The organism is Ochrobactrum sp. PL_is501 (assembly GCF_055816895.1).
Window position 1 is genome coordinate 83774 of record NZ_JBVPGR010000030.1, and the last position, 14181, is coordinate 97954.

15 protein-coding genes are annotated in these 14181 nt (G+C 58.9%); 5 read left to right on the forward strand and 10 right to left on the reverse strand.

The window, feature by feature from the left end; translation table 11 throughout:
- Position 1: 1 nt before the first annotated feature.
- From AC0TOF_RS05375 to AC0TOF_RS05420, 10 genes are all read right to left on the reverse strand, one after another.
- A complete protein-coding gene (locus tag AC0TOF_RS05375) occupies positions 2-772 on the reverse strand; it encodes a molybdopterin-synthase adenylyltransferase MoeB (RefSeq protein WP_473767460.1) in 771 nt (256 codons plus the stop codon).
- 50 nt (positions 773-822) lie between these two features.
- A complete protein-coding gene (recF, locus tag AC0TOF_RS05380; protein ID WP_473767461.1) occupies positions 823-1977 on the reverse strand; it encodes a DNA replication/repair protein RecF in 1155 nt (384 codons plus the stop codon).
- Between the two features lie 11 nt (positions 1978-1988).
- Positions 1989-3107: a DNA polymerase III subunit beta gene (gene dnaN, locus AC0TOF_RS05385; RefSeq protein WP_112588530.1), complete on the reverse strand. Its 1119-nt coding sequence runs from the start codon at positions 3105-3107 to the stop codon at positions 1989-1991.
- 205 nt (positions 3108-3312) lie between these two features.
- Positions 3313-4896, reverse strand: a complete 1584-nt coding sequence (gene dnaA, locus AC0TOF_RS05390; protein ID WP_473767513.1) for a chromosomal replication initiator protein DnaA — start codon at positions 4894-4896, stop codon at positions 3313-3315.
- 905 nt (positions 4897-5801) lie between these two features.
- Positions 5802-6068, reverse strand: coding sequence for a 30S ribosomal protein S20 (rpsT, locus tag AC0TOF_RS05395; protein ID WP_122002926.1), 267 nt, complete (start codon positions 6066-6068; stop codon positions 5802-5804).
- Between the two features lie 257 nt (positions 6069-6325).
- Complete coding sequence (locus AC0TOF_RS05400; RefSeq protein ID WP_473767462.1) at positions 6326-7099, reverse strand: enoyl-CoA hydratase; 774 nt, start codon at positions 7097-7099, stop codon at positions 6326-6328.
- A 176-nt stretch (positions 7100-7275) separates the two neighbouring features.
- The gene (gene mutM, locus AC0TOF_RS05405) at positions 7276-8157 is read right to left on the reverse strand and encodes a bifunctional DNA-formamidopyrimidine glycosylase/DNA-(apurinic or apyrimidinic site) lyase (protein WP_473767463.1); all 882 of its coding nucleotides are present in this window, start codon (positions 8155-8157) and stop codon (positions 7276-7278) included.
- 76 nt (positions 8158-8233) lie between these two features.
- Positions 8234-8782 carry a TadE/TadG family type IV pilus assembly protein gene (locus tag AC0TOF_RS05410; protein ID WP_122002925.1) on the reverse strand — a complete coding sequence of 183 codons (549 nt, stop codon included), beginning with the start codon at positions 8780-8782 and terminating at the stop codon, positions 8234-8236.
- Positions 8783-8814: 32 nt separating this feature from the next.
- Positions 8815-9396, reverse strand: coding sequence for a TadE/TadG family type IV pilus assembly protein (locus AC0TOF_RS05415; protein WP_473767464.1), 582 nt, complete (start codon positions 9394-9396; stop codon positions 8815-8817).
- A 99-nt stretch (positions 9397-9495) separates the two neighbouring features.
- A complete protein-coding gene (locus tag AC0TOF_RS05420; protein ID WP_473767465.1) occupies positions 9496-9915 on the reverse strand; it encodes a pilus assembly protein N-terminal domain-containing protein in 420 nt (139 codons plus the stop codon).
- Positions 9916-10214: 299 nt separating this feature from the next.
- Between AC0TOF_RS05420 and AC0TOF_RS05425 the strand changes: the two genes are divergently transcribed.
- From AC0TOF_RS05425 to AC0TOF_RS05445, 5 genes are all read left to right on the forward strand, one after another.
- On the forward strand, positions 10215-10394 hold the full coding sequence (locus AC0TOF_RS05425) for a Flp family type IVb pilin (RefSeq protein ID WP_473767466.1): 180 nt from the start codon (positions 10215-10217) through the stop codon (positions 10392-10394).
- Positions 10395-10450: 56 nt separating this feature from the next.
- Positions 10451-10975: an A24 family peptidase gene (locus AC0TOF_RS05430; protein ID WP_473767467.1), complete on the forward strand. Its 525-nt coding sequence runs from the start codon at positions 10451-10453 to the stop codon at positions 10973-10975.
- Between the two features lie 137 nt (positions 10976-11112).
- The gene (cpaB, locus tag AC0TOF_RS05435; protein ID WP_122002920.1) at positions 11113-11928 is read left to right on the forward strand and encodes a Flp pilus assembly protein CpaB; all 816 of its coding nucleotides are present in this window, start codon (positions 11113-11115) and stop codon (positions 11926-11928) included.
- The gene (locus tag AC0TOF_RS05440) at positions 11925-13448 is read left to right on the forward strand and encodes a type II and III secretion system protein family protein (protein ID WP_473767468.1); all 1524 of its coding nucleotides are present in this window, start codon (positions 11925-11927) and stop codon (positions 13446-13448) included. Before cpaB ends, AC0TOF_RS05440 begins: the two co-directional genes overlap by 4 nt.
- Positions 13449-13461: 13 nt before the next feature.
- Positions 13462-14181, forward strand: a complete 720-nt coding sequence (locus AC0TOF_RS05445) for a CpaD family pilus assembly protein (protein WP_473767469.1) — start codon at positions 13462-13464, stop codon at positions 14179-14181.

Consider the following 14181-nt stretch of genomic DNA (forward strand, 5'->3'; position numbering starts at 1 on the left):
CTCAGCCCTTCTTGCGCGCCTTGTAACGGATGGTTTCGAAACGGACATTGAGCGCATTATAGAGCAGTAGCCGACCCACCAGCGGCTCGCCGATGCCGGTAATGAGCTTGATCACCTCCATCGCCTGCAGACTGCCTATGACACCGGGCAGCACACCGAGGACGCCCGCTTCCGCACAGGTTGGCACCGTTCCCGGCGGCGGCGCTTCCGGGAAAAGATCGCGATAGGACGGGTTCCGTGCGCCATCCGGCCCCGTCGCATAGGGCATCAGGACAGTCACCGTGCCATCGAAACGCCCCATCGCGCCAGTGACCAGCGGACGCCCGACTTTCGCGGCGGCATCGGCCAGAACATAGCGCGTGGCAAAATTGTCGGAACCGTCCACCAGCACGTCATAATTGGCGATCAGCGCTTCAACATTTTCAGCATCGAGGCGAAGCTGGTGCCCCTCGACCTTCACATGCGGGTTGATGCGGGCAATGGTGGCAAGCGCGCTTGCCACTTTCGGCTCGCCAATGCTTTGCGTATCGTGAATGACCTGACGTTGCAGGTTCGACAGCGACACCGTGTCGTCATCGATGATGCCGAGCGTGCCGACACCGGCGGCCGCCAGATATTGCAGCACCGGCGCGCCAAGCCCGCCAGCACCAACAATCAGCACGCCGGCGGCCTTCAGCTTCTGCTGGCCCGGACCGCCGATTTCCGGCAGCACGATATGGCGCGCATAGCGTTCAAGTTCTTCGGATGAAAAGGGCTTCGATGGTGCGTTCATGATGGCCGAACATATGCCTCTACCGACGCTCTGTCAGCGGGTATTTTGCCTCAGATCCGTGTCAGTTGACCAGCCGCGACATTGAAAAACTGCGCCTCGCCTTCAAGCGCTTCAAAAAGCGCGCGATCAGTGCCGGTCATGAAAGCCTGCCCGCCCAGTTCATCGAGAATGCCGAACAGGGCAGCACGGCGTCCCGTATCGAGATGCGCGGCGATTTCATCAAGCAGGAGGATCGGCGCCATGCCGGAAAGTTCTGCCGTCAGCCGCGCATGGGCAAGCACCAGACCGATCAGCAATGCCTTTTGCTCGCCGGTGGAACAGAGCGCGGCGGGCATGGATTTAGGCCTGTGCTGGACGATCAGGTCGGTGCGATGCGGACCTTCCAGCGTGCGGCCCGCCGCCCGGTCGCGCGCGCGGCCATCATGCAGAATGCGGCGGAAATCTTCTTCGAGGTCAAGCGCCGCCTCGACATTGATTCTCTGCTCCAGCGCGCCTTCCAGAAAGCAATCGGCCTTCGGAAACGGTCCTTCAACGGGAAGTCGTTCGATCATCGCCGCGATCAGACGCATGGCCTCGGCGCGGGCGGCTGCGATGGCTATGCCAAGCTCCGCCATCTGGCTTTCAATCGCATCCAGCCATTGGTCGTCATTGTTGCCGTCGCTCAGCAGACGATTGCGGCTGCGCATCGCCTTCTCATAATCAAGCACACGCTTGCCATGGGCTGTATCGATGGCGAGCACCATGCGGTCGAGAAAACGCCGCCGATCAGAAGCGCCGCCGGTGAAAAGCCCGTCCATGGACGGCACCACCCAGAGAATGCGCGCGTAATCAAGCAGATCGTCACCGGAAGCGGCAATACCATTGATACGGACCCTGCGGCCACCCTCGCCGCCGCCTGCGGTTCCGGTCCCGATTTCCGCCTCGCCATAGATCTTGCAGTCGAGCGCGGCGTGGATTGCAAAACCGTCCAGCGAATTGGTGCGCGCCACATCGTCATAAGCGGCGCGCCGCAGACCGCGCCCCGGCGACAGAAAGGAAACCGCTTCGATCAGATTGGTCTTGCCGGAACCGTTTTCGCCGGTCAGCACCACGTGACCGGGGCCAAGCGGCAACGACAATTCCGCATAATTGCGAAAATTGGAAAGTTTAAGCCGCCGGATCGAAACGCGATCCGGGCGGCTTTGATCAGGCTCGGGCCTATTCACTTTTCTGGTCTTTAAACACGCATAGGCATGAGAACATACAGCACATCGTCATCACCCGTATCGCGCACCAGTGTCGGCGAACCGGCATCGGCCAGCATGAAGACCGCATCCGAACCCGAAAGCTGGCTGGTAATGTCGAGCAGGTATTTCGAGTTGAACCCGATATCGAGCGGATCGGCATCGTAGTCCGCAGCCAACTCGTCGGTTGCGCTGCCCGAATCCGGGTTGTTGACGGTGAGCGTCAGCTGGCCATCGGCAATCGAAAGCTTGACCGCGCGGCCACGTTCGCTCGAAATGGTCGAGACGCGATCCACGGAGGCCGCAAATTCCTGGCGTCCGATGGTGAGCTTCTTGTCGTTGCCGGACGGAATCACACGCTGGTAATCCGGGAAAGTGCCGTCGATCAGCTTCGATGTGAGGACCACCGATCCAACCGTGAAGCGAATCTTGGCATCCGACAGCTCGACCGTCACAACCACATCCGGCACATCGACCAGCTTCTGCAGTTCGGCGACCGTCTTGCGCGGGATGATGATGCCCGGCATGCCTTCCGTGCCGGACGGCGCTTCCAATTCGGCGCGCGCCAGACGGTGACCGTCGGTCGCGACAGCGCGCAGCTTCAGCGCCCCATCGCTTTCGATGGCGTGGAAGAAAATACCGTTCAGATAATAGCGGGTTTCTTCAGTCGAGATCGCGAACTGCGTGCGGTCGATAAGACGCTTCAGCGCCTGTGCCTCGATGCGGAACGAGTGAGTGAACGCGCCTGCGGTCAGTTCCGGGAAGTCAGACTGCGGCAGGCACTGCAGGCGGAAGGACGATTTGCCGGAGATGACCGACATGGAACCGCCATCCGGGTTGGTCGAGAGCATGACTTCGGCACCGTCCGGCAGCTTGCGGACGATGTCATAGAGGAGATGCGCCGGAACCGTGGTGGCACCAGCCTGCTCCACCATGGCGGCAGTCGCTTCATTGACCTCAAGATCAAGATCGGTGGCTTTCAGCGCGAGGCTTGCGCCCTCGGCCTGCAAAAGCACGTTCGACAGAATCGGTATCGTGTTGCGGCGTTCCACGACGCGGTGGACGTGGTTGAGAGATTTGAGAAGGTTCGATCGCTCTAGGGTAACACGCATGTTCAAACGCACTCGCTCGCTGGGACAGGCCAACTGCATCTGACGGGCAGGCAGGCGGCCCCTGTCGATAAGGCGCCCGGGGCGCCAGAAGGTCCGTTAAAGTGGCAGATTTTTAAGGAGAAAAGCAAGCCCGCGCCGTGTCGGAAAGCGACAGGGCCCGGGCTTTTTGTTGATAACCGCCGTTGATAGCGGGGAAGGTTGCCGATCAGGCTGCCTGATCGTTGATAAGACGCTTCAGAAGTTCGAGTTCCTGCGCCAGCTTGGTATCGGCACCGACCAGATCCTCGATCTTGCGCACAGCATGAAGAACCGTGGTGTGATCGCGACCGCCGAAGCGGCGACCGATTTCCGGCAGCGAGCGGGGCGTCATCATCTTGGCGAGATACATCGCCACCTGACGCGGCTTGACGATGGTGCGCGTGCGGCGGTTCGACAGCAGGTCCTGCTTCGAGACATTGTAATGACGCGCCACGATGCGCTGGATTTCCTCGATGCGGATGCGCTTCGGCTCGCCAACGCGGGTCAGATGGCCGAGCAACTCATCGACGCGGTCGATGGAAATATTCGGCTCGAAAGACTGGCGGAACAAGAGCTGGTTGAAAGCGCCTTCCAGTTCGCGGCCCGATCCGGTGACGGTGCGGGCAACGTGCGAGAGAATCTCTTCGCCGATGGTGAGGCTCGGATCTTCCGCCTGTGCAGCGGCCAGACGGCGGCGCAGCATTTCGACCCGCATTTCATAGTCGGGCGCCGCCACTTCGAGCGCAACGCCACCCTGAAGGCGCGAACGGACGCGCACGTCAAGCGATTCCAGTTCGGACGGCGCGCGGTCGGCAGCGACCACGACCTGCTTGGCGCTGTCGAGCAGCGTGTTCAGGAGATGGCAGAATTCGTGCTGGATCGACTTGCCCTGCAGGAACTGCATGTCGTCGATCACGAGAAGATCGATATCGCGAAGCTGCTCCTTGAAGGAAAGCGCGTTGTTGTCGCGAATGGCGGTTGCAAAGCGCCACATGAAATATTCAGCCGTCAGATAGACAACCCGGGCCTTTTCCTGGCGCTGGAGCGCGGCAGCGGCGATGGCCTGCAGAAGGTGAGTCTTGCCGAGGCCGACAGAAGCATGGATGAAGAGCGGATTGAAGCGCACCGCGCTGGAACCGGCTTCGGCAATGGTACGGGCTGCAGCGAGCGCCACGCGATTCGATGCGCCATCGACAAAGCTGTCGAACGTATAGCGCGGGTCGAGCGGCGAACCCAGAACAGCGCCGGAGGCCGTTGCTGATTCCGCGACCACCGCGGAGCCTCGTTTTTCACCAGCCGTTTGGCCGCCAAAAGACTGGCCGATCGGGAAGACCACCTTTTCGCGCGGAGCGACGACAGGCTTGGCGTCCGCTGCGTCAGAGGCTTCCACGGGAGCGGCGCTGCGTACCACGCGGCTGACGCCGCGAACCACCACTTCGACTTTCAGAATCTGCGGGTTTTCTTCCTGCCACAGCTCGGTCAGCAGTTCGGAATAATGATTGTTGATCCAGGAGCGCAGAAATGCCGTCGGAACTGACAGGCGGACAATGCTCTTGGAAATGTCATCAAGCTTCAGACGACCGAACCAGCTGGAATAAATCTCGGTACCGACGCGGGCTTTCAGCTTTGCCGAAAGGCGCTCGAAAACCTCGTCACCTGCATTGCCGCTCAACTCGACCAGGCTCTTGTCATTTCCGCTAGCAGAAGATCCGTGGATACGGTTCGCATGTGCATCATCACCCATCGTTGCCGTCGATTTGCCGGTCATCATTGCCATCGTCTCGCCTGCCTTCACATCCGTACGCGCCGTTTTCTGACGCTTGTCATTTTTTCCTGTCCGAACCGCAGATTTATCATCCGTCTGGCCAGCAGGTACTCACTCACCAAGCCCGGCTCTGAAGCTCTGGGCCCAACACAAACTCAAACGGTCCCATCAGGACCAACACCCGGATACTCCTTCCCGGCGACCTTTTTACGACTCACAACACTTTTACCGGAGGCTGATTGCCCGGAAAGAAATCCGCCACAACCATTCAATTGTCGGGGACATGCCTAAAACGGCATTCCGGTTAATGAATGGTAAGCAATCAACCATGAGGATCGGGACCTTGAGACCAGAATATAACACCCGCGGGCTGTGACGCCCACGCCGACAAACTCGTTATTTGATGCTAACTCCGGGCCGATGGCCCACCCCTCTTATGCCCTGACTTTAGCGAAGCCCGACTGCAAAGGGCAAGCCTCAGAAAACCACATTTTTTTGCCAAAAGCTCTTGCAGGCCCTCCCCATAACAGGGGGGAATCGGACGCCAGCGAAATAACACCTTTGGATTCAATGCGTTTTCATAGGACAATTTTTAGGTGATCCTGATATGTTCCGTCCGAAAAATAAATTTAAAAATATTCCTTGACTCAAACACCCTTCCGAGTCCCTAAACCAGCCTGTGGATAACAGTGGATAAGAATCTGCAACTATTTGAAAATACTAATTAAATCTCGCCGCAGGCGATTGACATCCTTTAAAAAAAATCCAGCTAGCCATTGAAATAGCTCTTCAATTCCAGGTGGAGAGAAAGAATGCCGTTTGCCCGAAAAATGCTCAAAAAAGAAAACCCGGCTAACAATGAGCCGGGTTTCGAAACCAATCCATTAGAATGGATGAATATTTAGGCGTACTTAGGCGCTCAGAGCCTTAACGCGCTGAGCAAGGCGGGAAACCTTGCGCGAAGCGGTGTTCTTGTGCATCACGCCCTTGGTAGCAGCGCGCATCAGTTCAGGCTCAGCAGCCTTGAATGCGACTTCAGCAGCCTGCTTGTCGCCGCTCAGCAGAGCGTCTTCCAGCTTGCGCACGAAAGTGCGAACGCGCGAACGGCGGGACTTGTTGATTTCGGTGCGGGCAGCGATCTTGCGCACTGCCTTCTTGGCCGAAGGAGTATTGGCCATAAATGCCTCTCTTTTTTCTGTCAGCTAGCCAGGGGCAAAAACCGCCGGGCACAAAACCTCTAGGGCAGCCGAGAAAAATCCTTTGGGCCGCCGATCCGTGGGCGGGCTTATAGATCAGCTTTGGCGCGGCGTCAACGTGGATTCTGCCCCGAAGCGCGATCAAAAAGCCGCAAACCCGGCCCGGAAGTCCCTCCAGCGCGGCTGGAAGGCTTCCGGAAAGTCCTGTCAGGGCGGCCATTGAACCGCCAGCCGGTCAATCAGCGATTCTTGAACGACGGCGTCCGCTTGTCGATGAAGGCCGCCATGCCTTCCTTCTGGTCTTCGGTCGCGAACAGCGAATGGAACTGGCGCCGTTCGAAGCGAAGCCCCTCGCTCAATGTCATTTCATAGGTGCGGTTGACCGCTTCCTTGGTCATCAGCACCGACGGACGCGAGAAGGAGGCGATGCGTTCGGCTGCCTTCAGCGCCTCTTCCAGTAGTTCTTCCGGTGCGACGACCCGGGAAACGAGGCCGCTGCGTTCAGCTTCGGCCGCGTCCATCATGCGCCCGGTCAGGCACATATCCATGGCCTTGGACTTGCCGACATAGCGCGTGAGACGCTGCGAGCCACCCATGCCGGGCATGACGCCGAGCGTGATTTCCGGCTGTCCGAATTTCGCATTGCTGCCCGCGATGATGAAATCGCACATCATGGCCAGCTCGCAGCCGCCACCGAGCGCATAGCCCGAAACCGCCGCGATGATCGGCTTGCGGACGCGGTCCACCTTCTGCCAGTCGGCGAACATGTCCTGAAGATAGGCATCCACGAAATCGATCGGCTGCATTTCCTTGATGTCGGCACCCGCCGCAAAGGCCTTTTCGGAGCCGGTCAGCACGATTGCGCCGATCTTGCCGTCCGCATCGAAAGCACCGAGCGCCTCCGTCAGTTCGTCGAGCACCTTGCGGTTCAGCGCATTGAGCGCCTGCGGGCGATTGAGGCGGATAAGGCCAACGCCGCCGCGCGTCTCAACGATGATCGTCTCATAGGCCATGGGTTTGAACTCCTCCATCAACGGCTAGCTAGAGCATTTCCAGCAAAAGTGTGAAACGGTTTTGCGTTGGAAAATGCGACAAGACAAATAGTTAGAGCGGTTTGGCGATTCCGTTAAAATAGGAACCGCCCTCGTTGGCGGGCAAGGTGGACCGGCAGAACCACTTTTTCAAGCATTCATTGCTGGCAGGAGGCACAGAAAAAAGTCGAACGCCCAGATTGAACCGCCCGTTCCACAAAGCCGTTGCAGGCGGGATTTCGGCACGGCTCACCCTCGCGCCCATAGACGGAGAAGGCGTGCTGGAAATAGCCGAGCGCGCCATCCGCCTGAATGTAATCCTTGAGCGTGGAGCCGCCTGCGGCAATGGCTTCCGCAATCACCGTGCGGATGTCGGAAGCAAGCCGGTCCATGGTTTCGGGGTCCTGCGCCACGGACCCGGCGGCGCGCATCGGCGACAGGTGGCTGCGCCAGAGCGCCTCGCAGACATAGATATTACCGAGACCGGCAATGAGGCGCTGATCGAGCAGCGTGGCCTTGAGAGGTGCCTTGCGGCCCGCAAAGAGTTCCGCCAAGACAGCGCCGGAAAGCAGATTGCCTGTCGGCTCTATGCCAAGGCCTGCGAGCAGCGGATGACTGTCGAGCGTGCCTTCTTCGGCAAAGAGCATGAAGCCGAACCGGCGCGGATCGTTGTAGACGATGCGGGCAGAAGCGCCATCGGCGCGTTGGAGGTGAAACACCACATGATCATGCGCACTCAGCTTGGAACGCTCATGATGGAATTCGCCGGGCGTGCCGCTGCCATCATCGGTCTCGATGCGAAACGACCCCGACATGCCCAGATGGCTGATGACCGAAAGGCCGTCATCAAGATGGATGGTCAGATATTTCGCACGGCGGCCGAGCGCTGTGACACGCCGCCCGGAAAGACGTTCGACAAAGCGATCGGGAAAGGGAAAACGCAGGTCCGGTCGGCGCTGTTCGACCTTAGCGACGGTCGCGCCCTCCATGACGGGCTGCAGGCCACGGCGAACCGTCTCGACCTCTGGTAATTCGGGCATTGAAAACTGATCCTGAACAAGAGCCATGCATCGGCTTTGCCTTTATATGTTCAGTTTTATTCGCAATGCCAAGGGCTCAGCAATTGGTGCAGGGGATCGTGTTCGTGTAGCGTGGCGCCAGGTAATAGGTTTCGCGCATCGGAATGCTCGTGGAAATCCATGCATTGAGCGGCTTGTAGTCGAGCTCGACATCGACCTTGATGAAATACGATCCCTCACTCAAGAGGTTTGACGGAAGATCGCCGACGGCACCCTTTTTTGCCGCAAAATCCGCGACATTGGCATAGGACCAGTCGACCTTCGGCGTAAGGTTCTTGGCAGTTGACGTGCCGTCGATCCTGATCGCGGTGATCCTTATCTTCGGGCTGCTCCGGCCATAGGGCAGAAGCGAGGCGCGACCGATATTGAACATATTGTTCAGATCTTTTGTCGTGACCGACAATTGGCGCGCAACCAGATCGGCAAGGACGCTCGCCGAGCGCGACACCTTCTTGTTGGTATCCACCCCGTCGGCAAGGTCGACGGAGCCCAGATAAATCAGAAGCAGAAGGGGCGCGATGAGCGCGAACTCAACCGCTCCCAAGCCGCGCCGGTCACTCAGAAATTTCCGAATATAATTACGCATGACAATTGGCCGCTCTGGTGATCGCTGTTGTTTCAGTTCGGAAAGGGTTCGTTCTGCCAGGTGACGGTTGCAAAGAGCGGCATGGTGCCGCCAGCCGCATGAGGACTTTTGACCAGATAAAGGATGTTCGTCAGCAAAGGCCAGGCGTAAACCACGTTGAGCTGGTTGATCGTCGAGGTTCCGCTTGTACCGGAAATGCCTGTCCGTGTGAGCCGGCCCTCCCCATCGAGAATATCGTCCGTCGGAACCTTGTCGAACCCGTCATAGGTTCCCAGATTGAACGAAAGATTGGGACAGCCCGCAGCGACCATGAACTGCATTTGCTGGCAGAGTTCGGTTCGCAGGGCTTCCTCGCTGATCGGGGCGTCCTTGATCTGGATCTCGCCGATCTTTCCCGCCGTCTGCAACTTGCGCGCCACGCTCTCCGTCGCATTGGATATGACCTGACGTGCCGCAAAACTCACGCCGACTTCGATCGTCGCAAAAACGATGAGCAGGAATGGAACGATGAGCAGCGAGAACTCCACCACAGTCACGCCGTCTTGCGCGCGCGCGAACCGGCGCACGCCCTCACTCGCCCGCGTGAGATGGCGTGCCACAATCCCCTTAGTCATAACCCCACCCAACTCCGCCTGAATTCGATTGGGCGTATCGTTACAACAGGACAACCTGAAAGAGTATTAACGGAAACGAGACCTCACACCGGAAGACGGCTATTTGTCATCAAAACCGTTTTTCGTGGAGGCTTTTTCGCAATAGGGCGTGCAGGAAAGCGTTTGCACTTCGGCCTGACGGTAAATTCGCGTGGTCCCGCGTGTATTGCGGGAAACCACCAGTTCGCGGTCAAGGATCGGTTCGCCCTGCTTGTCCATCACAACAATATTGGTGACGCCGAAATCCCTGCCGGTCAGGACGATGGTCTGCGCGTCCTGAACGACCGCATCGGCAATCGACGGATTGCCGATCACGACGCTGTCGGCGGGACGGGCCAGCCGCAATATGCGCGCCTGGCTGGTTTCAAGGGCAATATAGTCTTCCGCAGATGCCGGTGCGCCAGCAGAGACGGCCATGAATGCAGCGCCCATGGCCGACAGCATGCCCAAGCCACCCAAAGAAAACAAACGACGCGTCACGCGACATTCCCCCCGCTGATATAATGGGCCAAGCTCATGAAGCCCCATCAATATAATGAGCAAAGAATGAACGGGATTGGTGAAGGAAGAATTAAGCCATCGCCCGTCCGTGCAGGACGCACGCGCAATTTGCCAAAGATTAACCAATCGCGCGATTGCCGTCGCCTCACAAGCGCTGCAGCATTTCGTTAACCATACCCGTTAAGAAGGCCACAATTCCTCTCTCCTATGCTTCAGCACATCCGAAATTAAAGCGCACTTCCAAAAACCAGCGCAATCGGAACAGCGAGGAGCATGCGATGCCGACATTGATGACGCGTTTCATGAAGAACAGGGCCGGTTCGACAGCGATCGAATATGCGCTGATCGGCACGCTCGTTTCCATCGCGATCATCAGCGGTGTCGCGCTCATGGCCGGCAGTGTCGGCGAAAAATTCAACGACACGGCAAAACAGTTCGAGCAAGCGACAAACCGCTAAGCATAAGCGAGCAATTCCGAGCAAACGGTGCGGTCACAGGCGACGCGGGGGCGGCAATGACAGCAACAGCCATGACGGCAATCTTCGCTCTGGCCATGGTGACCGCCATGATCACAGACCTGACGTCGATGACGATCCGCAACCGTGTTTCCATCGGACTGACACTCGGTTTTCTATTGCTCGCGCCACTTTGCGGCATTTCGCTTTCCGATTTTGGCTGGCATCTGGCGGTGGGCGGCATTGCGCTCATCATCACCTTTTCGCTCTTCTGCCTTCGCGCCATGGGTGGCGGAGACGCCAAGCTCATCGCGGCGACAGTTTTGTGGTACGGCCCCAATCCCGGCCTCATGGACTATATCGTGATGGTTTCGATCCTCGGCGGCGTGCTCACGCTCACGATCATTGTCTACCGGATGGCTCCGCGTCCGCTTCTGGCTGACCGCTTTGCCTTCATGGGAACGCTGGCCCGCAAGGACGTAGGCATTCCCTATGGCATTGCGCTCGGCGCTGCCGGTCTGTGGACATTCCCGCTATCGCCGGTCGGAGAAACGATGAGAGCCTCCATGGCGAGGATATTTTGAGCGCATCGATGCGCAACGCCCACGTGTAATTTCAATCTTTCTTTATGCGAATAAGATTATATTAACCATAATTACACGATTGCCAGTGCAATTTTGGAACACGTCATCGAGGCGTGGGGATTTGCGCGGGGCACATCATGAAATCAGCTCGACTGCTCATTTTAGGAGTAGCCGTTCTTGCGGCTGGTGGAGCGGGCTATATTGCCATGAACCTCGCCACGCCGCCGCCTGCGCCTGTCGTCGCCGCGCCTGAAGCTCCGCAGATCAAACTGGAGGACGTGCTCGTCGCCACCGAAAATCTTGGTGTCGGGGCAGAACTTACGTCGCAGATGCGCTGGCAGCCCTGGCCAGCGGAGGCCATCAGCGAAGGCTACATCACCCGCGCGAGCGAACCCGACGCCATCAACCAATTGAGCGGCGCCACGGTGCGGCTCCAGTTCTTCACAGGCGAACCGATCCGCAAGGCCAAGCTTATCGGCCCCGGCCAGAGCTTCATGTCGTCGATCCTGCCGCCCGGCATGCGCGCCGTCGCGACGCAGATCAACGCCGAAAGCTCGGCTGGCGGCTTCATCCTCCCCAATGATTTTGTCGATGTCATCATGACCCGCCGCAAGCCGGACAGCGGCGATAAATCACTGGCGCCCTTCACCACGGAAACCGTGCTGCAGAATGTGCGGGTTCTGGCCATCGATCAGGCCATTCAGGAAGACGAGCAGGGCCGCAAGGTCATGGTTGGCCAGACCGCGACGCTGGAAGTCACGCCGGAACAGGCCGAAATCATCACCGTCGCCCAGCAGATGGCCGACCGCCTGACCCTGGCGCTTCGCTCGACGCAGGATGTTGAGGACAAGGATATCAAGCAGGCCGATTATCTGGTGTCTTCGCCCACTCGCAGCGGGACGATCAAGGTCATCAAATCCGGCAGCGTTACAGAAATAGGACCGCGCTCATGAGAAAAACAAACCGCGTGCGCCCGTATTCCGCAAAGATCGCGCTGTTAGCCGGCGCGCTTGCAGCCGTTTCCATGCCGCTTGCCGACATGACCGCAATGGCCGCGGCCGGCATCGTCAAGGTAGGCGGCCAGCAGCGTTCGCAGACGATCAAGCTTGGTCTCAACAAGTCGGTCGTTCTCGATCTTCCGCAGGACGCCTATGACGTTCTCGTCTCCAATCCTTCAATCGCCGATGCGGTGACGCGGACCTCGCGGCGCATCTATCTTTTCGGCAAGCAGGTCGGCCAGACCAATATCTTCGTCTTCGGTCCGAACGGCGAACAGGTTGCATCCATCGATGTCGAGATCGAGCGGGACGTGAGCGGGCTCTCGTCCCAGCTGAAGCGTCTCATTCCCGGTTCCGACATTCGCGTCGAATTGATCAACGACAATGTGGTGCTGACCGGAACCGTTCAGACCCCGCAGGATTCGGCGCAGGCGGCCAAGCTCGCCGGTCTTTTCGTTTCTGGCGGCGAGGCTACAACAGGCCAGTTCACCACGACCGCATCCGCGCCAACGGATGGCGGCGGCGTCGCCATCAACAATCCCGACTGGGGGCGCCGTCAAAGCGCCATCGTCAATATGCTCACCATCGTAGGCGAAGATCAGGTGACATTGAAAGTCACCGTTGCCGAGGTCAGCCGCTCGGTCATGAAACAGCTTGGCGTCAATATGAGCGGCAGCGGCGTTTCGAACGGCATTTCCTATGGCGGGATTTCCGAGAGCATTGCAGGCGCCATTGGCAACAACCTGTCCGATACCGGTTTCGGCCTCGCGACGAGCAACTTTTCCGCCTATCTGCGGGCAATGGAATCGGCTGGCGTGATGAAGACGCTGGCCGAGCCGACGCTGACCGCGATCTCCGGCGAAAAGGCAGCTTTCAACGTCGGCGGCGAATATAATGTCATCAACAGCGTGACCTATGATGACGACGGAAAACGCACCAATCAGCTGGCCAAGATCAATTACGGCATCGGTCTGGAATTCATGCCGATCGTGCTAGGGCCGGGACGCATCAGCCTGAAAATCAGAACCTCCGTGTCGGAGCCGACAACGGAAGGTGCGGGCACGACCAACAAGATGGAAGGCGTTGGCGCGAGCGTCCTGTCGCTGCGCAAACGCGTCGCCGACACGACGGTCGAGCTGCCGTCCGGCGGCTCCATGATGATCGGCGGCCTGATCCGCGATGAAGTGCGCCAGTCGGTTTCAGGCTTTCCGGGCCTTACCAAGATTCCGGTCCTGGGCGCGCTGTTCCGCAGCAAGGATTTCATCCGCAACGAATCCGAACTGGTGGTGATCGTAACGCCCTACCTGGCGCGACCTGTCGCCCGCCAGCAGCTTGCGCGGCCTGACGACAACCTCAACCCGGCCAGCGATGGCGCGGGATACATACTCGGCAAGGTCAATCGCGTTTACGGCACGATGGAAACCAAATTGCCGCCGGGTCGCTACAACGGCGTCGTCGGTTATATCTACAAGTGAGCGGGGACAGATCATGACCTATTCAGCCAAAGGCTTTTTCAGGATTTCGGCCCGGCCAGCGCTCGTCGCCCTGTCGCTTGCCCTTCTCGCAGGCTGCGCGAACCGCCAGCATGTTACCGTGGGTGCCCTGCCGGACGATTACCGCACCAATCACCCGATCACGATTGCCGAGCGGGAGCAGGTTACCGATATTCCGGTCGCGCAGGCCGACCGGAAACTGAGCCCGATGCAGCGCGGCATCGTTCAGGGCGCCATCGCCAATTATCGACGCAACGGCTCCGGCATGCTTTATGTTCTGGTGCCTTCAGGCGCGTCCAATCAGGCCGCAGCCTATCGGCTCAGCACCGAAGTGTCGGCAACATTGCGTCGCAGCGGCATCAAGGCGAACAATATCGCCATCGAAAACTATCCGGTCGAAAGCCCCGATGCGGCAGCGCCAATCCGCATCAGCTACTATGCGATAACGGCAGGCACCACGCCGTGCGGACGCTGGCCGGACGACCTCGCCAGCACGCCCGAAAACCGCCATTACGCGAATTTTGGCTGCGCCTCGCAGAACAATCTGGCCGCGCAGGTCGCCAATCCGGCCGATCTTCTGGGGCCGCGCACCATGTCGCCTATCGATTCGGATCGCGCGACGGCACGACTCAACGGCAATCAAGGCTATGTGAAAATGTCGCCTGCCCAGACGCAAAACTGGCGCGAACCCCGCAGCCAGCAGGCCGAGTATTAA

Excerpts from the sequence above, each read along its gene's own strand:
- AC0TOF_RS05375 (WP_473767460.1), bottom strand. The coding sequence starts at position 772 with ATGAACGCACCATCGAAGCCCTTTTCATCCGAAGAACTTGAACGCTAT.
- dnaN (WP_112588530.1), bottom strand. The coding sequence starts at position 3,107 with ATGCGTGTTACCCTAGAGCGATCGAACCTTCTCAAATCTCTCAACCAC.
- dnaA (WP_473767513.1), bottom strand. The coding sequence starts at position 4,896 with ATGATGACCGGCAAATCGACGGCAACGATGGGTGATGATGCACATGCG.
- rpsT (WP_122002926.1), bottom strand. The coding sequence starts at position 6,068 with ATGGCCAATACTCCTTCGGCCAAGAAGGCAGTGCGCAAGATCGCTGCC.
- AC0TOF_RS05400 (WP_473767462.1), bottom strand. The coding sequence starts at position 7,099 with ATGGCCTATGAGACGATCATCGTTGAGACGCGCGGCGGCGTTGGCCTT.
- mutM (WP_473767463.1), bottom strand. The coding sequence starts at position 8,157 with ATGCCCGAATTACCAGAGGTCGAGACGGTTCGCCGTGGCCTGCAGCCC.
- AC0TOF_RS05410 (WP_122002925.1), bottom strand. The coding sequence starts at position 8,782 with ATGCGTAATTATATTCGGAAATTTCTGAGTGACCGGCGCGGCTTGGGA.
- AC0TOF_RS05415 (WP_473767464.1), bottom strand. The coding sequence starts at position 9,396 with ATGACTAAGGGGATTGTGGCACGCCATCTCACGCGGGCGAGTGAGGGC.
- AC0TOF_RS05425 (WP_473767466.1), top strand. The coding sequence starts at position 10,215 with ATGCCGACATTGATGACGCGTTTCATGAAGAACAGGGCCGGTTCGACA.
- AC0TOF_RS05430 (WP_473767467.1), top strand. The coding sequence starts at position 10,451 with ATGACAGCAACAGCCATGACGGCAATCTTCGCTCTGGCCATGGTGACC.
- cpaB (WP_122002920.1), top strand. The coding sequence starts at position 11,113 with ATGAAATCAGCTCGACTGCTCATTTTAGGAGTAGCCGTTCTTGCGGCT.
- AC0TOF_RS05440 (WP_473767468.1), top strand. The coding sequence starts at position 11,925 with ATGAGAAAAACAAACCGCGTGCGCCCGTATTCCGCAAAGATCGCGCTG.
- AC0TOF_RS05445 (WP_473767469.1), top strand. The coding sequence starts at position 13,462 with ATGACCTATTCAGCCAAAGGCTTTTTCAGGATTTCGGCCCGGCCAGCG.